Origin of the sequence: Spirosoma aureum, from assembly GCF_011604685.1 — a bacterium.
Classification (GTDB): Bacteria; Bacteroidota; Bacteroidia; order Cytophagales; family Spirosomataceae; genus Spirosoma; species Spirosoma aureum.
Map to the genome: position 1 here is coordinate 7,907,126 of NZ_CP050063.1, position 22,445 is coordinate 7,929,570.

A 22,445-nucleotide genomic window follows, 5' to 3' on the forward strand; every position below is an offset into this window, starting at 1 on the left:
TTTTACAACCGCCGGAACAGGTCTTTCAGCAGATCGATCGTAATAACTTCCTGCCAGTTGTCACCGATGGCGTGCAGCCACATATGCGGAAGGTTGTACGATACATGCGCCATTTGCGTAATCGTATCGTCGCTCCAGTCTTTCGATAAGCCCTGCGGCAAATCAATCTGATGATACGCCACCATTTGCTTAAATTCGGCTACACCCTGCGGGTAGTAGTCCTCCAGATGGTTCATGATCAGGCAATTGGCATAACAATGGCGAGTTCCCAGAATTTTCGACAGGCCGTAACTGAGTGCGTGACATACTCCTACTTCAGAATAGGTCAGGCTTAAGCCGCCCATCATCGAAGCAACCATCAACTTATCGTCATTTTCGGGTGTCTGGCCTGAGTTTTCGCCCAGATAGACCTCCCGGCAAAGTTTCATAGACTGCTCGGCATAGGCATGGGAATAGGCATTATTCATCCGCCCATTCTCCGACTCGACGCAGTGAATGTAGGTATCCATACCGGTATAGAACCACCAGTTACGGGGCACGCTGGCAATCAGTTCAGGATCAAGAACAATCTGATTGAATACCGTCCATTCGCATTTCAGGCCCAGCTTTTTAACTGGTCCAGTCAATACGGCGGTCATCGAAACCTCGGCACCCGTTCCTGAAATGGTTGGTACTCCAACGTGATAAACGCCCGGCATTTTGATCAGATTCAGGCCCTGATAGAGCGTTGACGAACCTTCGTTGGTGAGCATCAGCGACAGCGCTTTGGCAATGTCCATAATGCTCCCACCGCCAATGCCAACCACTCCTGACGGCAATCCTTTTTTGGCCAGAATTTCGTCGCGGAGCTGGTCGATCTGATCGGTGGTCGGTTCGTGTTCTTCGACACTGATGTAATAGGTCAGGTCTTCGTCATGAGCCGGAACGCGCCCTTCGAGCGGTTTGCCTTTGAAGTAGTTATCGACCAGAAAGACAAAATAACCCTCGTTATCGACCCGGCGCGGAGCCAGAATAGCATCAAGCTGATCGAAGCTACCCCGCCCGTAAACGGTTTTCTCGACCCCCTTGAAGTTCTTATGTATGGTTTGTGTTGGTGCTGCTACCATTGTGTTGTTAAGCCATATTTACTGAACAATTACGCTTCTACCAGAGTGGCTTTCCGAACGGCGGCTTCGATGTTTGCGGCCAGCGCATCGACTTCGTCAGTGGTCCACGTTGCCCGAATGCCGAACGAGATCAACCGGCCAACTACTGCCTGTGCATTCGGTATGTCGAGGTTGTTATAATCTTGCGGAGCGCCGAATTTTTCGATGGGCAAAGCGGCAGCTGTATGCATATTCTTCAAATGGGTCCACTGGTTAATGAAATGATACATATTCGTGAACCAGTAGTTGAAGCCTCCCACGCCAGCGGCATTCAGTTCGGCAATCACCCGACCAGCGGTTTCCGTATCGGGCAGCAGCAGATTCAGGAACGTTGCCGAATCGCCGTTGGTATCGGGAATACGAGCGAACGATAGGCCCGGAACCTGACCCAATGCCGACAGGAGCTGGGTTTTGTGAATGTTATTTCGTTGAATAATTTCCGGAACCCGGCGCGTCTGTACTACCCCAACTGCAGCATGGAGTTCGCTGATCCGATAATTGAACCCCATAATGGGATGCTGTTCCATACCCCGATTCGTACCAATGTGATCGTGACCATGATCCGAATAGGAGTCCGCGTGTTTATACGCCGTTTCATCGTTCGTGACCATAATCCCGCCTTCGCCAGCCGTTGCAATCTTAAAAAAATCGAACGAATAGGCACCGGTTTTACCCCACAAACCCGTCGAAATACCTTTATAGCTCGCACCCATGGCCTGTCCTGCGTCTTCAACCAACACCAGGTTGTTTTCCTGAATAACCGCCATGATGGCATCCATATCAGCCATCTGGCCACACATATGGACAAGACAAACCGCTTTTGTTTTCGGACTAATCGCCTTACGAATACCATCGGCACTTAAACAAAGTGTGTCGTCGATGTCAGCGAAAACAGGCAATGCGCCCGCCATCAGAACTGCTTCGACCGTAGCGATGTAGGTGAACGGCGGCACAATTACCTCATCGCCAGCACCAATCCCGGCGGCAGCCAATGCACACAGAACGGCGGTTGATCCGCTCGAAACCGCATGAGCGTAGTTGGCCCCTACGAGTTTAGCAACCTCAGCCTCAAACTCACGGGCTTTATAAATATTGTTGCGTTGTGCTTCGTGATTGTAGCGAAACAGGATACCGGTCTCAAGCACATCATTGATTTCCTTGCGCTCGGCCGCTCCAAAAAATTCCATTCCTGGCATAACGAAAACCGTTTAGAAAGCCGCTTCGGAAAATTTTCTCTGTAAGCGACCCGTTTTTTTTGCAAAAGTACGGCTTTTGTAGAGATGTAATACGTTACGTCTCCCGAGTGGGTGGTTTTTGCCGATACGAACTTACAGGAATGTCTATGAGACGCCGGTGGACCGACCAACTAGTGTGGTAGACTTTAATACAACGTTCGCACATCCATAGCGATCCATTCATCGAAAACGACATTTGCTTCGTCGCGCAGGGCTTGTTGCATGGGTATCCGGCGTTCTTCACGGGGTTTCTCTAATTCACCGTAAATAAAATGGTCGTCGAAGCCCGCCCGTGCGGCATCATAGTGAAAAGCACCATACACAATTCGACTCGGGCGTGCCCAGTAAATAGCGCCCAGGCACATTGGGCAGGGCTCGCAGGAGGCATAGAGCGTACAGCCTTCTAATTGAAAAGTTCCCAGATTCTGGCAGGCATCGCGAATGGCGACCACTTCGGCATGGGCCGTTGGGTCGTTGGTTGATGTTACCTGGTTGCAGCCTCGCCCAACAATTTCGCCGTTACGAACAATGACTGAGCCAAATGGGCCGCCCTGTCCGGATGCCATTCCTTCCCGTGCCAGTCGAATGGCCTCCCGCAAAAAGTCATCGTCGCTGGCCAATGGCTGATTCGCCGGTATTTCCTGATTTTGCATGAGTTAAAGTGTCGTCAAATAATTCTGAACGGCCATCTGTGCCGCGTCGTGTCTGTGTACTGTATCTGGAGCAAGCAAATCGCGCGACTCACTATATAAACGAATGCATGCCTGTAAACTGTCAATCAATGAGTCCCGGTCAGGTCTGGCGATTGTGCTACGCAAGCTTTCCAGATCAGCCGGATCGGCCATTGTTTCAATCCGCCTTACTCCCCTGGGCAGGCCACCTTTTTTCAAGTGTAGCATCGGTCCAAGTACGACATTACGCACAAAGGAAAGAAAATCCATTGCTTCAAAATACTCCCCCCTGCCAATTTTCAATGCCGTATAATGAACCCAAATCCAGAAACGATCTTCTGCCCATTGGAAATCGAAGGGAGGATATTGAGCTTCCGACTGCTGAATAACTGAAGTTAGCAAGCCGTCACGCTCCCAAACAATTATTGGGTCTTCAACGCGCTGATAAAATTCAGGAAGCGTCAGAAATTTAATGTCAACGTGCAGCAACGGTGATTCATACAAGGCAATCAGCAAGCGGAGTTCACCAACATGATCACCCCGAAACGACGACAACATTGAACCAAATCGGGACGTATAAGATCGCATCTGGCTCAGATCAGGAGCAATTGGCTGGTTGGTAACCAACACCAGATCAATGTCGGAATAGGCGTCTACAGTTTTCGTAATCCAGGAACCACCAATGGCTAACCCGATGGTTTCGGGGTCATTTTGGATACACTCAATGGCTTTGTCAATAAACGTCTGGAAAGGTTGTAAAATCGTTTGCATGATGCCTTGCGACTAGTGAATTATCGCAAAACCGAGCCCTACCCAGATAAGTTCAGGCATCTACCGGAATTACCTGCCAACCATACAAAAAATCATCTACCTGATCGGGATGACCAGCCCCACGCCCATTGGCCCGGCCGAAATGAGCTTAATTTCCTGTTTATCACCACGACTTTTAAACACAAAATAATTGACCAGATCGAACGCCAGCAGAAATCCACCCTGAAGCATGATCGACTTACCATAACCCTGCAACTGATCGCTTTTATCGGGATGAGAATGGCTGCGTTCGCGCAAGTAAGCTCCGCCCACCACATAGGCAACATCCAAACCAGCGTTCAGGAGTAAGACCTGCTTCATCGTTTCGTGCCGTCTTATGGCCTGCGCCAATGTTTCGTTATCGGCATTGGCTTTCCGTGAGTTCAACAAACCAATGCCGGCAATGCCCAAATTGAACAGGTTCCAGTACACATTCATCTGGTGAAAATACTTCGTCTCACCCGAGGTTTGTCCGGCAGCAATACTTCCGGCCGCGATGTTAGCCAGTGCGTAGCCACCCAGCGCAAAGCCAAGCGTTTTCTGATGCCGAATACGCTGTTCGCTGAAGGCGCGTAATTCTGACGATGGTGAAGCACGTTGAGCCTGAACCGCTGCGCAAAAAAATACAGCGGTAGCTGCAAACAACCAATCCCTGAGCAGATTCATGATGAACTGTTTCTACCTAAACCGGCTGTTCACTGCTGATGTTTCAGGGCTTCTTTCGCGGCCGGGTCGTTGATGTTCACTAACTCACGAATGTTGGGGGCTGTTAGCAGATGCACATCATTCATCATCAGAATCCGGCGGGGTGAATAGGCTCCCTCAGCAATGGCCTTTTGCAAAATCGGCCAGATAGAAGGTTCCCAGATACTCAGCAACGGTTCAGGAAACCGACCGTCGGAGTCATAGAAAGCGGTAGCGTGCTTAGCGGGATCACGTCCTATTACCAACGCATGAATTGACTGAGCCGTCAGCAGTGGCATATCGCAGGCAACTACCAGCCAGGCGGCATCAGGCATCGCCTGAAACGCAGACAGAATGCCATTGAGTGGCCCAACGATGTTGTCGAACGCATCGACAATCAAGGGTTGCTCCACATCGGCCAGTTCTGCGGCCTGATGGCCATTGACCGACCAGAAGACTTTGTTACAACAGGCCTGTAGTAAATCGGTCAGATGTTCGCGCTGGGGCTTGTTATGGTAGGCCAGCACGGACTTGTCCTGCCCCATCCGTATACTTTTCCCACCAATCAGCACAAGGCCGTTGAGCGAATCCACGCCGGGCGAATCCACTGCATCGGCGGACCGGCCAGGTTTATTCACGTTTGAAATCCCGTTTTCCACCCGTCTTTTCCATCAATTTGGTTTCTCTGATGATAATATCGTGCGAAAGGGCTTTGCACATATCGTAGATCGTTAAAGCCGCCACCGATGCGCCAACCAGCGCTTCCATTTCGACACCTGTTTTGCCTTCAGTCGAGACAAGGCAGTCTACAATAGCATCTGGTCCGGCGGCCGTAATCGTGATCTGACAGTTATCAAGGCCCAGTGAGTGACAGAGAGGTATCAGGTCATCGGTGCGTTTGGCAGCCATGGTTCCGGCAATAATGGCTGTCTGGAATACGGGGCCTTTGCGCGTTTGAATATCGGCACCGGTCGATCCAGACTGGGTTAGATGCTGCATGATTTCAGGTCCTAAAACAACGATACTGCGCGCGCGGGCCGTGCGACGACTTATTGCCTTTGCGCCAACGTCGACCATCGCCGGGTTTCCATTGGCGTCGAGGTGAGAAAGAGAATCCATAATCGAATGAATAATGGAGAATGAATAGTAGGCAGGACTTTGGCTTAGAACCGTACAATGGTTATTAATATCATTATTAGAAACCGTGGTATGGTTCTAAGCCAAAGTCCTGCTAGAGTATGGTAATACAAAGGTAGATGACGGTTAACTGTATTCTATTTTTTCCTTGTACATTGTCCATTATTCATTCGTCATTATTTATTGCCCATGCTTTCCGTTGCCGACGCTTTTGTCATTACTCAACAGCATCTATTGACGCTGCCAGCAGAGTCTATTCCAGTTACCGAAGCCACTGGCCGCGTACTGCGCGAAGCCATTCGTGCCGACCGTGATTTCCCGCCATTCGACCGAATCGCGATGGATGGCATTGGGATTTCGTTTTCGGCCTACGCATCGGGCCAGCGAACATTTTCTATAATTGGCAGACAGTTTGCCGGGCAACCACAACAAACGCTGACCGACCCAACGGCCTGTCTGGAAGTGATGACTGGGGCCATGCTCCCCCTGGGAGTCGATACGGTTATTCGGTATGAGGACGTAACAATTGCCGATGGACAGGCAACAATTACGATCAATGACATTGAGCAGGGGCAACATATTCATCGGTGTGCTACGGACCGACAGGCCGGGGATGAATTAGTCCGCGAGGGTATGTTACTTGGCCCGTCGGCCGTTGCCGTAGCGACTTCAGTGGGTCAGGCAATGCTGTCGGTTACGGCCCTTCCCCGCGTAGCGTTGATTTCGACCGGTGATGAATTAGTCGATGTGGATGAAACGCCCCTGCCCTATCAGATTCGACGCTCGAACACCTATATGCTTCGAGCCGCTTTGCTATCGCTGGGCATCACGGCAACACTACACCATATAATCGATGATGAAGAGGTGCTAGCTGATAACTTAGCGAAGCTAATGGCAGAAAACGACCTATTGATTTTAAGCGGGGGTGTTTCGGCGGGTAAAGCTGATTTTGTACCGGCGGTACTAGCCCAATTGGGTGTTCAGAAACAATTCCATCAAATAGCCCAGCGTCCCGGAAAACCACTCTGGTTTGGCACAACGTCGCAAAAAACGGTCTTTGCATTACCCGGCAATCCGGTTTCAACGGTGCTCTGTGCCTATCGCTATGTGATGCCTTACCTGCGGGCATCGCTCGGTTTGGCCATTGCCGCCCCTCAGTATGCTCAACTGGCGAAACCCATCACGTTCCGGCCTGAGATCACTTATTTTCTGCCGGTTCGACTAACCTCTGAACCGGACGGCCGAACACTGGCGCACCCACTACCCGGCTCCGGTTCTGCCGATTTTGCCAATTTATTAGACGCCGATGCGTTTATGGAATTACCTGCCGACCGATCAGAGTTTGGCGCCGGAGAAGCGTTTCCGTTATGGGGTAAATGAAACGTTCCCACCAGTAATCGCAGCCGGTCAACTGCGTACATCTGCCAGAAATAAAACTGTATCAATGACAACGTTTAAAACCGTAAAAGTAGGCGTAGTGCAAGCCACTCCAGCTTTGTTTGATCTGGAAGCCAGCGTCGATCTGGTTATCTCCTGGATCGAGCGAGCTGCTCAGGAAGGCTGTCAACTGCTGCTTTTTCCGGAATCGTTTATTCCCTGTTACCCTCGTGGGTTGACGTTCGACGCCATTGTGGGTAGACGGACAGATAAAAGCCGAACCACATGGCTGGATTATTGGGCAAACAGCATTGAGGTGCCTTCTTTGCCGGTTAGCCGAATTAGTGAAGCCATCAGAAAAGCCCGACTGTTCACTGCACTCGGCGTAACGGAACGAGATCCGATTGGCGGTACGCTGCATTGCTCGTTGCTCTATTTTGGCAGTGATGGCACATTCCTCGGACAACATCGCAAGCTCAAACCCACCGGCCTTGAGCGGTATATCTGGGGAGAAAGTGATGGCAGTACGCTGGTCAGTTTTGACACGGATTTGGGACGAATCTGCGGACTTATCTGCTGGGAAAATTACATGCCCTTAGCCCGAATGGCAATGTACCAGAAAGGAGTCGAGATTTATCTGGCTCCCACCGCCGACTCCCGCGATAGCTGGCAGGCAACGATGCAACACATTGCGCTGGAAGGCCGTTGTTTTGTTCTGGCCAGTAATCAGTTTGTCCGAAAGGCCGACTATCCGGATCGTTACCAGCCCGATCTGGTCAACGAACCGGAGATCATGAGCAGTGGCGGCAGTGTGATCATTTCACCACTGGGCGAAACTCTGGCCGGGCCGCTCTGGAATCAAGAGGGTCTACTTACGGCCGATCTTGATTTTTCAATCCTGGCAAAGAGTAAATTAGATTTTGATTGTATCGGCCATTATTCGCGAAACGACGTTTTTAAGTTAGATGTTGTGAATCAGCCACCCAGTATGAAAATTGAAGGCTAATCAATGCAGCTAGTACCGTCTCCTGAGCTTTCGAGCCTTGTTAAGCATTACCTGATCATTGAAAACCAGGTAGACCGTACACCTATTTACCGTTTTTTTCCCGACGGGCACGCTGGCTTTGTTTTCACGTATGCTGACCCGCTCACGCAATACTACGGTACCGACCAGCCATTAACATTACCCAACAGCTTCGTTTACGGGCAGGCCAATCGCTACCATACTTTGCTTTCAGGCAGGAAACTAGGCATGCTGATTGTCGTTTTACAGCCCTGGGGATTACATGCAGTTTCGGGTATACCCGGAAACGAAACGACGAATAACCAGATTAGCATTTCCAGCGTGTTTGGCAATGACGGCAGCCATTTGCAGGAGCAAATTTTAAATGACGCGGACAATACAAGCCGAATTAAACGAATTGAGATTTTTTTGCTCAAGCACTGGCAAGGGTTGTCTTACGAGTCTGTTTTGGTTCAGGCGTCCATTCATCGTATTCATCAAACGAAGGGGGCAACGACTGTTCAGGCATTGACTCAATACCTGAGCGTAACGGAACGAAGCCTCGAACGCCGATTCGAAAAGATTGTGGGTATTCGTCCAAAGCAGTTTGCCCGAATCATTCGCTTACAGCATTGCCTTAAAGTTCACCGCGAAAATCCGGCCCTCACATTAACCGAATTAGCCTATACTACTGGCTATTATGATCAGGCACATTTCATTCGGGAGTTTACCAACCTTGTTGGCATCACCCCTACGCAATATGATGCCAATACGCAGCGTCTGGCCGTTAATCTAATGCCTTTAGGCTCTCCTGTCGGCCCTTAATCGATTTGTCGGTTTTATACAATCGCGGCCTTTCTATGTTCTCTACTTTTGAGCCAAATTCAACCAGACATGGAAAATCTTCGTATTGCAACAGCCCAGTTCGAGAACGCCAGTGGCGACAAAGCCTATAATTTGGCCATGATTCGGCAGCTATCAGAAAAGGCGGCCCAGCAGGGCGCTCAGGTCGTGGCTTTTCATGAATGCTCCGTTACTGGCTATACATTTGCCCGCCATTTATCGAAAGAACAAATGCTGGCCCTGGCCGAATACATACCCGGTGGCGATAGTATTCAGACCCTGACACAGATTGCACGCGATTATGACATCGTTGTCCTAGCCGGTTTATTTGAGAAAGATCAACAGGATCGGCTATTCAAGGCTTATGTCTGTGTGGGAAAAGATGGACTGATTGCCAAATACAGAAAACTCCATCCGTTTATCAATCCTCACCTGCTCCCCGGCGATCAGTATGTGGTCTTTGAGTTGTTTGGCTGGAAATGCGGTATCCTGATCTGCTATGACAACAATGTCATCGAAAATGTACGGGCTACGGCTTTATTGGGAGCCGATGTCATTTTTATGCCCCATGTAACAATGGGCACCCCTTCGCCCCGACCAGGTGCCGGATTCGTAGACCCAGTCCTGTGGGAAAATCGGGAAACAGATCCGACCTCTGTCCGTCTGGAGTTTGATGGGATGAAAGGCCGGGCCTGGTTAATGAAATGGCTCCCGGCTCGTGCCTATGACAATGGCGTGTATGTCGTTTTCTCGAATCCGATTGGTATGGACGATGATCAGTTAAAGAACGGTTGTTCGATGATCATCGATCCGTTTGGTGATGTCATAGCCGAGTGTCGGCAATTAGGTAATGAGGTCATAACCGCCACCTGCAATCCCGAAAAACTCCAGCTGGCTGGTGGCCATCGGTATCGCAATGCCCGTCGGCCCGACCTCTACCGCGACATACTTGGCCAGGCTCATACCGCCGAACAAAAAGTAGTCTGGCTGAAACCAGATGACACCTTTACCAGCTAATTGCTCAGTGGATTTACCAAGATCAGGCTATGGAACGAAAAGGAGCGTTTATTACTCCAGATTCTTTTTTTTCCGCAGCTCTTTTACTTCGAAATCGAACTGAAGTTCGTTCATGCATTTAAAGTGCTTCAACGGGCATTGATCAAACCCAATTTTGGAGCAGGGGCGGCACTCCAGTCCCGTTTTTTCGATCACGACATAAGGCGTTTTGTAGGGATACATGCCCAGTTGGGGAGTCGTGTTTCCCCAGATTGAATAGACCTTCTTTTTGAGAGCGGCCGCAATATGCATCAGCCCGGTATCGTGGCTAAATACGACCCGTGCACCCTGCAATAACGACGCAGACTGATTGAGGTTATACTGCCCGCAGGCATTATAAATCATTCGCTTGCCAATGGCCCGAACAATTTCATCACCAACCTCACGGTCTTCTTTACCGCCCAGCAAAATAATTGGATGATCGATTTTCCAGCAAAGCTCAATCATACGCAGTAACGGCAACTTTTTGGTTGCGTGCTGCCCGCCGATGGCGTATGCCACATAATCGTGTCGGTGCGTATCGGGCAACCACTCGGTTTCGACCTGATCTTTGTAGGGTATGAAAAAGTCGAGGCCCCGCCCGTCGTTCTGAACGCCCAGTGCCTGCACGGTTGCCATATACCGATCCACAATATGCACATTGGGCATGGCATTGACTTTCCACCGGACATAGAACCACTTACGCAGGTTCAGCTTGTCGAAACTATATGATTTTGCCCCGAGGCTAAGTTTGATCAGCCTCGTACGCAGATTATTGTGCAGGTCAATGACATAGTCGTACCGTTCGGCCCGTAGCTGTCGAATAAGATCACTGAGGCTATCTTCCAGAAAATACCGTTTGTCGATATAGGGATTGTGATCAACAATGGATTGATAGGCCCGTTTCGTGCAAAAATGCACCTCGGCACCCGGCAGTTGCTGCTTCAGGCACCGTACAACAGGCGTCGTCAATACAATATCGCCGATGGATGAGAAGCGTAAAACGAGAATTTTTACCGGGGGAGCCATGATACGACTTATTTCCGCAAAAATATCACTTTTTAGGTAGGTAACCAAACCATTCAGTAGGCCCACCAACGAGGTTTATTACGCGTTCTGTAGAGATTATTTTCGCAGATCACACAAGCTGATGGCTGCGGCACCGTTACTGGTGGATCGAGATCAGGAACGCCCTGACCTGTGCTTCGATCCACATAAATAAATTGCTCCGAAACACCAGCCGCACCAAAGTATCCAAACGCCATTGTGGCCGGATCGCTCACGCAACGAACGTTACCCTGAACAATGGCAGGGGCCGCATCGAACAGCCCACCCGTATTGGTGGTTAGCTGCCGGACACTCTTCCAGAACGTATAGGCTCCTTTGCTGATGGCCTGCTGCTGAACCTCAAGGTAATAGCGACTGGTCGACTTAAAAGGCGCCCGCATAATAAACTGACGACTGATGGCCTGCCCGTTGATATTGACGTCGGAGTTTACACTTATACAGCTATAACAACGAACAATATCCCAGCAGGGCGAACAGCAGTCAAAGCCAATAAGGGTACCATCTCTCGTTTCCTGCTTCAGGCAAATATCAATCGGTTCATAGTGCTGCCAGTCCCATTTATAATAATCTCCCGTCGTTTCAGGATCTTTGGTATCCAGATACACATTCCACCCCTGGTTTTTGGCATTCACAACCGATTCGCCCTCTACAGTGTATTCATAGTATAGTTTCTGAATAGGGGGGGCCGCTCGCAGTACTTCAGCATCTGACTCATAGCGTTTACCGGCCTGGGTTACAATCGTCACTTTATAACTGCGCCCCACAACGCCCTGAATGCCCCCCACCCGCGTCTGATACACACCGCCGGGTGCCTGTTCGGTCAGCGTTTCCCGGTTTCCCTGGTTGTCTTCAATGGTTACGGTAGCTCCCGTTTCCAGCAGATTCAGGCTTTTGTAGGAATAGTCGGCTGTTCGGGTCAATCTGACCGTATAAGGTCCTGCCTGGTCCGTAATCTGCCCTTCAATAATTAACGAAGGAGGAATACTGACTGTGCCAGGCTGGAACTCAGTCACGCAGGAGAAAACGGCCAGCAAAACCCCAAGTCCATATATGAGCAGTCTGAAATAATTCATGATCAGAACTTGAAATTATAGGTTAATGATGGAAAGGCCGTTCCGAAAATTGACAGCTTATAGGCATCGGTAGAAGACGCCGAACTTAGCTTATAGAAAATCGAGTAGGCATTTTTATGGGCATAAACATTGTAGATCGAAAAAACCCAACTGCTTTGGTTGCGTTTTTTCTTGAGCGGATTCTGCTCAAACGTCATCGAGAAATCTAGCCGGTGATAGTCAGGAACGCGCTGTTGATTTCGATCGAGGTAAATGGGTACGAGTATTCCCCCCACTTTAGCAAGCGCCGATGGCTGCGTGGTCGGGCGGCCTGTGCTATACGTAAAATTCAACGACAGACTGAACCAGGTCGTTGGTCGATAAATGGCCAATACGTTCAATGTATGCGGCTTGTCGTAATTAGCTGGATAAGCCCGGCCATTGTTAACGCGCTCTTCGGCATAAGGACTGTTCATGGTCAGGAACGTACGCGCATAGGTGTAGCTGATAAAACCACTCCAGAGGCCCTTGTTTTTGCGCAGTAATCCTTCAAACCCATAAGCTTGTCCACTACCCTGCACAATCTGCGTTTCGACCGCTTCGGCCAGTTGGAGTTCGGCCCCATCCCGGTAATCAATCGCATTGGTCAAGGTTTTATAATACACCTCACCCGACGCTTCAATGTCGTTGTCGGATGTATTACGGAAATACCCGAGTGCCCATTGATCAGCAATTTGCGGTTTTGTATAACTGTCGCTCAAGTGCCAGCGCGAGGTTGGCAGGGCAGCTGTTGTGTTCGTAATCTGGTGAATATATTGCCGCAATCGGCTATAGCCCGCCTTGATCGCTTTCCCTTCCCCTACCGACCAGCGAACCGCCAAACGGGGCTCCAGACCACCCGCCGAATGGTAAATATTACCCGCCCCATACGTTTTCGTTGAGGCTACGGTTTCGTCCTGGCGAGGTCCGTTTTCCTGATACGTCCGTACTGTCTCTGGCCCCCGATTCAGCAAGGTAGAATAGCGTAACCCCACTACAACCGACACATCTGTATTCAGTTTCCATTCATCCTGTACATAAGCCGCCAGTTCGTAGGCCCGTTCGCGGGCAAGATCTACGGGCAACACGTTCGAGAAAGGGCCGGGAATTCTGGTATTGGGCTGAACCAGATAATCAATGGCACTGATGCCTGCCTGCCACTGATGCGTTTCATTGGGCGTATAGGTGAAATCAGATTTGATCTGCCGATGCCAGATCCCTGATTTTAGTTGAAAGGCGTTTGCTGAATCTGGCGACGACAGATCAGCCTGGTAGCGACTAAAAATGGCCGATGTCGCCAGATTCAGTTGTTTGCTGATGAAATAATTCCAGCGTAACGATCCTGTCAATGTCTGGTAGTTAAACTGGGTTGAGGACGCATTGATTTCCTGTCCTGACAGCGAGTCTGACGCCAGCTTAAATACATCGGTGCTTACATAACCTGTCAACGTAATGGTATGCTGTTCGTTGGGCTGGTATTTAAGCTTGCTTGTCAGATCATAGAAATTGGCCTTTGTGTCTTTCAGGTTTGGGGGAGCCAGCTTAAATAAAAAATCATTGAATGAAGCGCGGGCGGCCGCCAGAAACGAGAGTTTGTTTTTAATGATTGGCCCTTCGATGCCTAATCGGCTCGAAATGATACCAATACCACCGTTAATTCCCCATTTCTCGGCACTTGGTTCCCGGATTTTCACGTCCAGCACCGATGAAGCCCGGCCTCCATACATAGCTGCCACGCCCCCTCTATTTAGCGTTACATCACGCACAACATCAGGATTAAAGACCGAGAAAAAGCCCATCAGATGGCTAGAATTGAAGACCGGCGCATCATCGAACAAAATCAGATTCTGATCGGCACTACCACCCCGAACATTGAAGCCGGGTGCACCTTCGCCAACTGTCGTTACACCGGGCAGTAAGAGTAAGCTACGAACAATGTCGACTTCACCCATCAGCGGGGGTATGCGCCGAATGCTCCGAATAGACAGCTGAGAAACACCAATTTCGACTTTGCGTACATTGCGGTCGGGGGTTTCGCTCGTTACAACTACTTCTTCCAGATCTTTGGCATCATCTTCCATAGTAATCTCCCGGAAGAGAGTTTTTTGCAGCGAGATGGTATCCTCTTTGGTTCGATAGCCAACATGAGAGAAGCGCAGGATATAGTTCCCGGGCGGTAACTGTACAATATAAAATCCATCTTTGGCCGTCACGTAGCCTTTCGATACGTTCAGAACCACAATGTTAACTCCCTGAATAGGCTTTCCGGTTTTGACATCCCGGACATAGCCTGTAGCCGGAAACGTAGTGGCGTGGCCATTCGACGAGGTTCGTTGCTGGGCTAATGCCCCGTTAAGCAAACAAACGGACACGAACAGTAAATGTAAAAAGCGCATAGAACCGGGTTTAGGGAGCTCAGAACTGGCAGCCTGGCGTCAACAATGGTATGACATATCAAGGATATAAAGAGATAAAATCCATGATTTACCCTATTATGCCTATCATTAATCCATAGTTAATCCCTTCAGACGCTACGCTACCCTATGTACGTGTCCTTTCCCGTCGTCGTTGCAGATAGTCGCTCATTTCGGTCAGCGTCAGGGCATTGAAGGTCATGGCGCGGATTAGCCCACCTTTCCGGCCGATGGCATAACGGGCAGCTTCGTGATCAATGGATACGTTTTAAGCGTTGGTGTGTTCCGCAGAGTCTCTTAGCTTGGCAAACCTTGCTTCTAATCACCTGGTAAATAGCTTATTTGTCCCGAACGGTGCGACCTAGGGTTATATACTTCATTCGTTATATTATTTCTGTAATAAATTAAATAAATATTGTTCTCTCATGACACTTATCCCAGATCTCATTCCTCCAGACACTTAGCTCGTCATCTCTAAAACCTAAATCAACATGATCATTAGTATACTATTTGTATTTATTAGCCTAAACAATTTATATACTCTATTTAAATTATAGACTGTTTATATATATCCAAAAAACATTATTAATATCTCATTAGATAATTTTATACAAAAAATTTTAATTAGTGACTTTTTGAGTGATTTCGTCCGGAAAAATGGTGATTCCAGAAAAGAGAGCGATCATTCTCTTGGCTAATGAACGGACAACATCGTTTTTTACAACAAAAGCCCCGCGACAGTTTGCAGACCGGACGCAGGGCTTTAATTAAATCTAATGTTTCACCATTAAACAAGTTAAAGTTAATGAAAAAACTGTTATTCTCTACCGCCTTATTGTTAGTATTTAGTCTGGCTTGCGAGCGCCCTGAATCCACCATTAATAACCCTCTTAAGCCTGCCGATCAAGCAAGTATATCCGTCGCAGAAGCAAAGAATTATTTTATCAATACAGTCTTACCCTCAACTGCTTCAGCCAGGCAAGCCGAACCTAATAAATATGAACGCTATGTTTATTGGGGGTCGGCAAAAAAAGTAAAGCAGACCAATGGACTGGAAGTGATTGCCGCCCCCGTCAGATATAAAACAAATGGTAGGCCCGGTGTAATTATTTGGGATAATAAAGCGTCCGACGACGAAAAACAGGCTAAGATCGAGAATGTCCTTGATGCGAAAGAATGTTTGCTGACTTACAAGGATAAATCCGGCAACATCCAAACACAATTAGTGCAATACATTCCTAACAGAGAGTACAAAAAACAGAATAAGGGAGATATTTCGAAATATGATTTTACCGGCTGGGTCCTGGCCATGACTTGGGATGAAAAGTTCATTATTGGCTATGAATTTAAGAACGGTAAGGACGTTAAGCAACTGTCTACTTCAAGCAAAGTTTCCGGAGGACGTGTCGCTGATTGTACTTATACCTATTACGAATCTGTTACATCCTCTTGTTACCCTTGTGGGTCTGGCTGTACAGAATGTAAGGTTACTCCTACCAATAACTATCAATCCTATTGTACTAACCCTTCCAGTAATAGTGGGACTGACGGGAACACAGGTGTAAGCTATGGCAGTGAAAATTATGTACTGGGAGATGCAGATGCAATTGCTGTTGCTGGATATAATGATCTTCTAGGAGACTTTGATGTTTTGAGTGACCCCATACGACCACATATTACTGTAATGATTAGTAAACCATGCCAAGGAGACGCTCTCCGTGCATTAATTAACAATGCTCAAGTTGCACAAGCTGAATACTCAAGCAACATGAATAACTGCTTAATTGCTGCTGGTTTTGGGGCTGCTGCCATTGATGTAATGAACAATGGTGGCTTTTATAAAATGATAGTAGCTCAAATGAAAAATTCAGGAGGTCAAGGACCTGCTGGTTATAGAGCGGCAATGGTTAACCTTGGCTTTGGTGCGCTTGCTGCTTCAGTTTGTGTTAATTCTGCATATAATATTCTTCAAACAAAGTATATTCAGTACGAAAGTGATTTTAAAGTTCAATATAATACCTGTAACTAACAAAGCTTTCCCTACTTCTTAATAGAGTAGGGAAAGTATTAAAGACATGAATACAAATCCAAAATTCTTCGTAGTTATTTTGTGTCTCGGGCTGAGCGTACTAATTGTAATCTATAATAACGAACTTTTCTCATTTTTGGAGCTTATTTTTTCACCAGAGGTGAATAATTATAGAATGTCTATAACTTCATGTTTAATTTGGGTCACTTTATGGCCTCTAGCGATAATTGAATACTTTTCGAAACGGTTTTGGATCTCCTTAGCTACATTCTTAGTTGTAGGCATAGTACATGATATAATAGACTTGTTATAGTGGCTTAAATTTGGAATATGAAACTTCTAATTACCTATTTAAAGACGAAAAGACAGTAGCGTTCAGCAACTGGGTTAGATCAAAAACGATTTGACAAACTCCTGCTGTTATTCGAAAAAGCTTATCTAGATTTATTTGGTCAATCCATCGAGCAACGACAGGAGGAGTGTCCCGAACTACCTTGTTTGAACACCTATACTGACTTATTATTTTATACGCTATTCTCACGCCCCGGCGCCCCGGTTAAAATCAGGACTTACGTATGATTTGCTAGGGCTAGTAACAGGTATGGATGGTTCGTCGGCTAAGCGTAATCAGGACTTGGGACTGGCCGTTTTACAGCAGACCTTAGCCATCAGTGGTTATGCCCCTAAACGCAGTTTTCGTTCACCAGAAGAGTTTCAGATTTATTTCCAAAAGCATAAAACACTGATCGTTGATGCCACCGAGCAACGCACTCAGTGCCCTAAGGCCTCTGGCTATAAAGAGTTGATGTATAGCGGCAAAAAAAACCCACACCGTCAAGGCTATGATTATTGTTACGCCTGATCGGTATGTGCATTATGTTAGCCAATGTTGGGTCGGTAAAAGCTATGATTACAGTCTGCTCAAGTACGAATTTCCGCCCCACCAGAATTGGTTTAAACACCACCAGATTCGATTAGATTTAGGCTATCAGAGGTTTAATAAAAACTATGAATGTCAGCAAGTTATTATACCTAAAAAGAAACCTCGCCAGCAAAACTTAACCGATGAAGACAAAACTGCTAATCGGCAAAAATCGTCCGAACGGATTTATGTTGAACATTCGATCGGCGGCCTGAAACGCTACCGAATTTTGTCAGACAGGTTGCGCATTCATGACTGTGGTGTATACAATAAAATAGTGGAAGTATGTGCCGGACTTTGGAACTTCTACCTGACTAACTAATTCATTATCACCGTTGCAACATGTCTACTGCGTGGATATAATAATCAGTGGAGTTTTTATGAGGATTTAGCGTGGGGTGGTTTAGAAGGGACTCAGGCTTTTGCCAATTTAAGCAGCCAGGATCAACAACGTATTAGAGACCGAGTTTTAGTGGACTTAATAGGTAAGAATTCGAATGGTAACCCGCAAGCTCATGTTGGCCGCGATGGTGGATGCAATTAAAATAGATTTACATAAATTTTGTAACTATGAAAATAGGCCTTTTAATTCTATTGGCAGTGTGGATGTGGTTCCCTTACTATAAAACAAGCGAGGTGACGACTTATCCAAGCCATGCATTAGGCGATACATGTAAAACCATCGTAAAACGGTTTACGGTCGGCCAGCACAAGTCTATCCTATCCGGAGTACTTATAGACTGTGAAACGCAGGAACCTTTAAAGCTGGGTGTTTTAAAAATTGACGGAATTATTTTCAATACAGATAGTTCAGGTAAATTTCATAAACCGTTGAAACCCGGAAACTATCTGGTAAGAGCAGGTTGGCCTACTTATCAGCTTGAAACAATCAGGACGAAACTACGATCAGGCGATTCGCTATACGTCGTTTTTCATCTTAAGACCGATAAACGCCCATTAGAGTAGGGTATTGGGTCTACAACCAGACAACGTCAAAAGGCAAGTATAAATCAGAATTCAATCAGTACGTTCGTGCGAATGTGCTGATTGAATTCTGATTTAGGGAAGAACGGATATCCGTGACTTTTACGCTCATTTTCTGGCTTCACTATTTTATTTTAGCCTCCCGTCGTCGTTGCAGATAGTCGCTCATTTCAGTCAGTGTCAGGGCATTGAAGGTCATGGCGCGGGTCAGCCCACCTTTCCGGCCGATGGCTACGCCGTAGTGCATGTCGAGCAGCCCGACCAGATCGTGCGCATCGGGGTTAATGCTCAGCATCACTCCCTTCTGCATGGCATAATCGATCCAGTGCCAATCGATATCGAGCCGGTAGGGGCTGGCGTTGATTTCGATCACAACCTGATGCTCCGCGCAGGCGTCGATGATAGCCCGGTGATCGATGGGATAGCCTTCGCGGGCCAGTAGCAGACGGCCGGTCGGATGTCCCAGAATCGTTGTATAGGGGTTTTCGATTGCCCGTAGTAATCGCGTTGTCGCTTTTTCGAGCGACATGGTCAGGGTCTGGTGCACCGATGCGACAACATAATCGAAGGTCGCCAGCGTAGCCTCGTCGTAATCCAGAGAACCATCGCCCAGAATGTCGGATTCGATACCCTTAAAAATGCGAAAGTCCTGACCAAAACCAGCATTGAGCTGATCGATCTCAAGTTGTTGCTGTCGAACCCGGTCGCTGTCGAGACCGTTGGCATAGGAAGCCGTTTTTGAGTGGTCGGCAATACCAAAGTAGGTCAGGCCCAGTTCACGGCAATAAGCCGCCATATCCGCAACCGACTGTTTCCCGTCCGACCAGGTGCTATGGTTATGAAGAGTTCCGCGCAGATCTTCCCAGGTCACAAGCTCGTCATTGCGATGACGACTGGCCCAGCGAAACGCGAAGTCATCCTCCCGCATTTCGGGTACAATGTAGGGCAGACCCGCTCGGGCATAAATGGCCGCTTCAACCTCAGCCGTTTCTGCTTCAACTTCGGCCATCGTGCTGGTTTGGGCGATCTGCAATAACGGAAATCCGCCATTACCGACTTGTTGCAGATGCGAATCGGTTGCCGTTTGAATGAATAGCTGCCGGTTTATCTGTTCGGCCGGATACAACGGCAATTCAACCAGTACGTCGAATCCCTCCAGTTTTCCCCGCCATACAAACGGCGACGACTCGGGCTCGTTCTGCTCCAGATTGGCCAGATTGTCCAGTGTCTTCATCGCAGAAATTGGATCACTGGTCTGTACCAGCAATTGTACCGTATCGACCTCTTGTGCCTTCCTGCGGACCTGACCGCTGATCTCGACCCGCTCGAAGTGTTTTATTAGTTCATCGTGCAGCACATTGGCAATCATGGCTGCTTTGTCCATGCGAACCTTTCCCTGCTGTTCCTGTAAAAACTCCAGGGCCGTCAGAATTTTCTCCTGCGTATTGGCACCGAACCCCTTAATCTTAGCAATCTGGCCGTTTTCGCCTGCTAATTTCAGGTCACGAAGATTGTCGATACCCAATTCCTGCCAGAGGGTCCGTACCTTCTTAACGCCCAATCCTTTGATCCGGAACATATCCAGAACACCCGACGGCGTCTGAGCCAATAGCTCGTCTAGATCGGTTAGGTGTCCGGTCTCGACGATTTCACGGATTTTACCAGCCACTGACTTGCCAACACCGGGCAGTTTGGTTAGCTCATCGACCGATAGCTGGGCCAGATCAGCGGTGGTTTTGTCCAGATTGAACGCGGCCGTCTGAAAAGTCCGTGTGCGGAAGGCATCACGGTCATGGAGTTCCATTAGTCGACCCGTTAGTTCGAGTAGATCAACGATTTCGGAATTGGTCATAGCAATAAAGAGATTCACTCCGCAAGTTAGGCAATTGGTCAGATTTGACTGACAACGCAGAAAAGGGTCAGTCTATCTTTACTACATAAACGTAAAACTTTTGGACCTGGAGCCGTGCCATGGTTCTTGATGACGATTAATAAACCGTGGCACGGCTCCAGGTCCAAAAGTTTTACAACCAACACAAATCGTTTTCCTCACAAGGCAACCTTATCAACTTATCATGGAATCTACTGATCAAAAACCTGCTGACCGCGACCCCTATTTATGGAAACAGGCCAAAGCCCGCGTTGGCTTTCGGATGCATTTACGGTCTTATTTAATCGTCAATAGTACGCTCTGGATTATCTGGGCCGTTTTATCATTCGCCTTTCGTTCACCAAGCCATTGGGGATTCATTTTCCCCTGGCCCATCTTCCCTACACTTGGCTGGGGTATTGGCCTGGCTTCGCATTACTTTGGTGTTTACCGGGGTGGTAGCGAAAAAGACATGATCGAACAGGAATACCAGAAGTTAACGAGTCAACAACGATGAAGCAGATCGTGCGTTTTCCGGCCGGATTCGGCATGTGCTATTGCTTCCGGCTGGAAAACTCATTGATTAATTACAATATCGTATTTCGTCAAAAGGCCGGGCAAATTATCCAGCGAGAACCGGGCTTTTTTCAATTTATTATCATCTGGATTCAACTCCAGATTGTACGAAGTCGAGAAATCTACCTGAGCCAGGTTGTTTTCTTCGAATCGGGCCAGTTCCAGGTCACAATGTTTAAATAGGGTTCCGACCAGCTCGCATTTCAGGAAATGCGCTTCTTTCAGAGAACACTCTATAAAATGAGCTTTCTTCAACTTACGGTTAATGAAAGCGGTATAATCAAGTCGGCATTCCTGAAAATCGACGTGAAATCCAAACGCATTGCACTGACCAAAATCGACATGAGCTAGTTTGCAGTTGACAAAACGAACATCATAGAGCTTCGTATTCCGTAGCGCTATTCTGGTTAGATTACAGTCTTCGAAACGGCAATTGACAAAGTTCGACCCCGTAAACTCCAGTTGGGCTAAATCGAGTTTACGGAATAGGCATTGTTCAAATTCCTGGCCGATCCATTGCGCGGGGGCTTTATTCTGTTGATCAAAGACCTGATTATAATATTCCATTGATCACTACCTAAACGGCTACTGGCGCTTTAATGGCTGGATATGGGTTGTAATTCTCCAGGGTAAAATCCTCATACGTAAAGTCAAATACCGATTTCACAGAAGGATTCAGATGCATGGTAGGCAATGGGCGTGGTTCGCGGGATAGTTGTGTTTCGACCTGCTCCAGGTGATTTAGATAGAGATGCGTATCGCCACCGGTCCAGATAAACTCATACGGTTCCAGACCACACTCCTGAGCGATCATCATTGTCAATAATGCATAAGACGCAATGTTGAAGGGAACGCCTAGAAAAACATCGGCGCTACGCTGATAAAGCTGACAGGACAGCTTGCCATCGGCCACATAAAACTGAAATAAAGCATGACAGGGCGGCAAGGCCATGCCTGGCACATCCGCTGGATTCCAGGCCGATACGATCATCCGGCGCGAATCGGGCGAATTTTTTAACTGCTTCAAAACATCGCTCAGCTGATCGATCATACGCCCATCGGTAGCCGCCCAGCTTCGCCATTGACGACCATAAACCGGCCCCAGGTCACCGTTCTCGTCGGCCCATTCATCCCAGATCGAAACCCCGTTGTCTTTCAGGTATTTAATATTGGTATCTCCTTTGATGAACCACAGTAGTTCATGGATAATTGACTTCGTATGAACCTTTTTGGTTGTCAGTAACGGAAAGCCCGCCTGCAGATTGAAACGCATCTGATAACCGAATACGCTGATGGTACCGGTGCCGGTGCGATCGGTTTTGCGGGTGCCATTAGCGAGAACATGGCGCAGTAGGTCGTGGTATTGTTGCATTCAGCAAAGAAACGAAAAAGCGACTTTATTACAGACCCGAACCCTACCTTTTTGCAATCGATTCACGGGAAGTATTCCATTGATATTTGTCGAAGTCGGTCTCAACTAATTACTAACTAAGCTGCCAGGCTCAGCGTACAGACACAGTAGCGGGTTTGTTTAAAGGCCTTGATGAAACG

Annotated in this window: 22 protein-coding genes; 9 read left to right on the top strand and 13 right to left on the bottom strand. The window is 48.0% G+C overall.

Going from position 1 to position 22,445, the window contains the following annotated elements:
• Positions 1-2: 2 nt before the first annotated feature.
• The 7 genes from G8759_RS31775 to moaC all read right to left on the bottom strand — a co-directional run bounded on the left by G8759_RS31775 (position 3) and on the right by moaC (position 5,664).
• Complete coding sequence (locus G8759_RS31775; RefSeq protein ID WP_167217217.1) at positions 3-1,106, bottom strand: iron-containing alcohol dehydrogenase family protein; 1,104 nt, start codon at positions 1,104-1,106, stop codon at positions 3-5.
• 29 nt (positions 1,107-1,135) lie between these two features.
• Entirely contained in the window at positions 1,136-2,341 is a 1,206-nt protein-coding gene (locus G8759_RS31780) for a DegT/DnrJ/EryC1/StrS family aminotransferase (RefSeq protein WP_232074025.1), read from the bottom strand.
• A 185-nt stretch (positions 2,342-2,526) separates the two neighbouring features.
• The gene (locus G8759_RS31785; protein ID WP_167217219.1) at positions 2,527-3,033 is read right to left on the bottom strand and encodes a nucleoside deaminase; all 507 of its coding nucleotides are present in this window, start codon (positions 3,031-3,033) and stop codon (positions 2,527-2,529) included.
• Between the two features lie 3 nt (positions 3,034-3,036).
• Positions 3,037-3,822 (bottom strand): aminoglycoside 6-adenylyltransferase, encoded by a 786-nt coding sequence (locus G8759_RS31790; protein ID WP_167217221.1) that lies wholly within the window; start codon positions 3,820-3,822, stop codon positions 3,037-3,039.
• Between the two features lie 96 nt (positions 3,823-3,918).
• Positions 3,919-4,527: a DUF6992 family protein gene (locus G8759_RS31795; RefSeq protein ID WP_167217223.1), complete on the bottom strand. Its 609-nt coding sequence runs from the start codon at positions 4,525-4,527 to the stop codon at positions 3,919-3,921.
• A gap of 29 nt (positions 4,528-4,556) precedes the next feature.
• Complete coding sequence (locus tag G8759_RS31800) at positions 4,557-5,183, bottom strand: NTP transferase domain-containing protein (RefSeq protein ID WP_232074026.1); 627 nt, start codon at positions 5,181-5,183, stop codon at positions 4,557-4,559.
• A complete protein-coding gene (moaC, locus tag G8759_RS31805; protein ID WP_167217225.1) occupies positions 5,176-5,664 on the bottom strand; it encodes a cyclic pyranopterin monophosphate synthase MoaC in 489 nt (162 codons plus the stop codon). Before moaC ends, G8759_RS31800 begins: the two co-directional genes overlap by 8 nt.
• 207 nt (positions 5,665-5,871) lie before the next feature.
• Here moaC and G8759_RS31810 point away from each other — a divergent pair, with 207 nt between their 5' ends.
• The 4 genes from G8759_RS31810 to G8759_RS31825 all read left to right on the top strand — a co-directional run bounded on the left by G8759_RS31810 (position 5,872) and on the right by G8759_RS31825 (position 9,922).
• Entirely contained in the window at positions 5,872-7,062 is a 1,191-nt protein-coding gene (locus G8759_RS31810; RefSeq protein ID WP_167217227.1) for a molybdopterin molybdotransferase MoeA, read from the top strand.
• 64 nt (positions 7,063-7,126) lie between these two features.
• Positions 7,127-8,065 carry a carbon-nitrogen hydrolase family protein gene (locus G8759_RS31815; protein ID WP_167217229.1) on the top strand — a complete coding sequence of 313 codons (939 nt, stop codon included), beginning with the start codon at positions 7,127-7,129 and terminating at the stop codon, positions 8,063-8,065.
• Positions 8,066-8,068: 3 nt separating this feature from the next.
• Positions 8,069-8,887 (top strand): AraC family transcriptional regulator, encoded by an 819-nt coding sequence (locus tag G8759_RS31820; RefSeq protein ID WP_167217231.1) that lies wholly within the window; start codon positions 8,069-8,071, stop codon positions 8,885-8,887.
• Positions 8,888-8,956: 69 nt separating this feature from the next.
• Positions 8,957-9,922, top strand: a complete 966-nt coding sequence (locus G8759_RS31825) for a nitrilase family protein (RefSeq protein WP_167217233.1) — start codon at positions 8,957-8,959, stop codon at positions 9,920-9,922.
• A 51-nt stretch (positions 9,923-9,973) separates the two neighbouring features.
• On the opposite strand, the gene G8759_RS31830 is transcribed toward G8759_RS31825, so the two are convergent.
• From G8759_RS31830 to G8759_RS31840, 3 genes are read right to left on the bottom strand one after another with little or no spacing between them, the layout of a single operon-like run.
• Positions 9,974-10,969, bottom strand: coding sequence for a glycosyltransferase family 9 protein (locus G8759_RS31830; RefSeq protein WP_167217235.1), 996 nt, complete (start codon positions 10,967-10,969; stop codon positions 9,974-9,976).
• A 53-nt stretch (positions 10,970-11,022) separates the two neighbouring features.
• The gene (locus G8759_RS31835; RefSeq protein WP_167217237.1) at positions 11,023-12,081 is read right to left on the bottom strand and encodes a DUF4249 domain-containing protein; all 1,059 of its coding nucleotides are present in this window, start codon (positions 12,079-12,081) and stop codon (positions 11,023-11,025) included.
• A gap of 2 nt (positions 12,082-12,083) precedes the next feature.
• Positions 12,084-14,495 carry a TonB-dependent receptor gene (locus tag G8759_RS31840; protein ID WP_167217239.1) on the bottom strand — a complete coding sequence of 804 codons (2,412 nt, stop codon included), beginning with the start codon at positions 14,493-14,495 and terminating at the stop codon, positions 12,084-12,086.
• A gap of 715 nt (positions 14,496-15,210) precedes the next feature.
• On the opposite strand from G8759_RS31840, the gene G8759_RS31845 reads away from it, so the two are divergent.
• The 4 genes from G8759_RS31845 to G8759_RS31860 all read left to right on the top strand — a co-directional run bounded on the left by G8759_RS31845 (position 15,211) and on the right by G8759_RS31860 (position 18,430).
• Entirely contained in the window at positions 15,211-16,542 is a 1,332-nt protein-coding gene (locus G8759_RS31845; RefSeq protein ID WP_167217241.1) for a hypothetical protein, read from the top strand.
• Positions 16,543-17,143: 601 nt separating this feature from the next.
• Positions 17,144-17,404: a hypothetical protein gene (locus tag G8759_RS31850; protein ID WP_167217243.1), complete on the top strand. Its 261-nt coding sequence runs from the start codon at positions 17,144-17,146 to the stop codon at positions 17,402-17,404.
• Positions 17,385-17,786, top strand: coding sequence for a transposase family protein (locus tag G8759_RS31855; protein ID WP_167217245.1), 402 nt, complete (start codon positions 17,385-17,387; stop codon positions 17,784-17,786). The genes G8759_RS31850 and G8759_RS31855 overlap by 20 nt, the downstream gene beginning before the upstream one ends.
• Before the next feature lie 248 nt (positions 17,787-18,034).
• Positions 18,035-18,430 (top strand): carboxypeptidase-like regulatory domain-containing protein, encoded by a 396-nt coding sequence (locus G8759_RS31860; protein ID WP_167217248.1) that lies wholly within the window; start codon positions 18,035-18,037, stop codon positions 18,428-18,430.
• Between the two features lie 142 nt (positions 18,431-18,572).
• Here G8759_RS31860 and G8759_RS31865 read toward each other — a convergent pair whose 3' ends face one another.
• Complete coding sequence (locus G8759_RS31865) at positions 18,573-20,300, bottom strand: DNA polymerase/3'-5' exonuclease PolX (RefSeq protein WP_167217250.1); 1,728 nt, start codon at positions 20,298-20,300, stop codon at positions 18,573-18,575.
• A 223-nt stretch (positions 20,301-20,523) separates the two neighbouring features.
• Between G8759_RS31865 and G8759_RS31870 the strand changes: the two genes are divergently transcribed.
• Positions 20,524-20,835, top strand: a complete 312-nt coding sequence (locus G8759_RS31870) for a 2TM domain-containing protein (RefSeq protein ID WP_167217252.1) — start codon at positions 20,524-20,526, stop codon at positions 20,833-20,835.
• A gap of 59 nt (positions 20,836-20,894) precedes the next feature.
• Here the strand turns inward: G8759_RS31870 and G8759_RS31875 are convergent, their stop codons facing one another.
• Positions 20,895-21,461: a pentapeptide repeat-containing protein gene (locus G8759_RS31875; RefSeq protein WP_167217254.1), complete on the bottom strand. Its 567-nt coding sequence runs from the start codon at positions 21,459-21,461 to the stop codon at positions 20,895-20,897.
• Between the two features lie 10 nt (positions 21,462-21,471).
• Positions 21,472-22,266, bottom strand: coding sequence for a thymidylate synthase (locus tag G8759_RS31880; protein ID WP_167217256.1), 795 nt, complete (start codon positions 22,264-22,266; stop codon positions 21,472-21,474).
• Between the last annotated feature and the right edge of the window lie 179 nt (positions 22,267-22,445).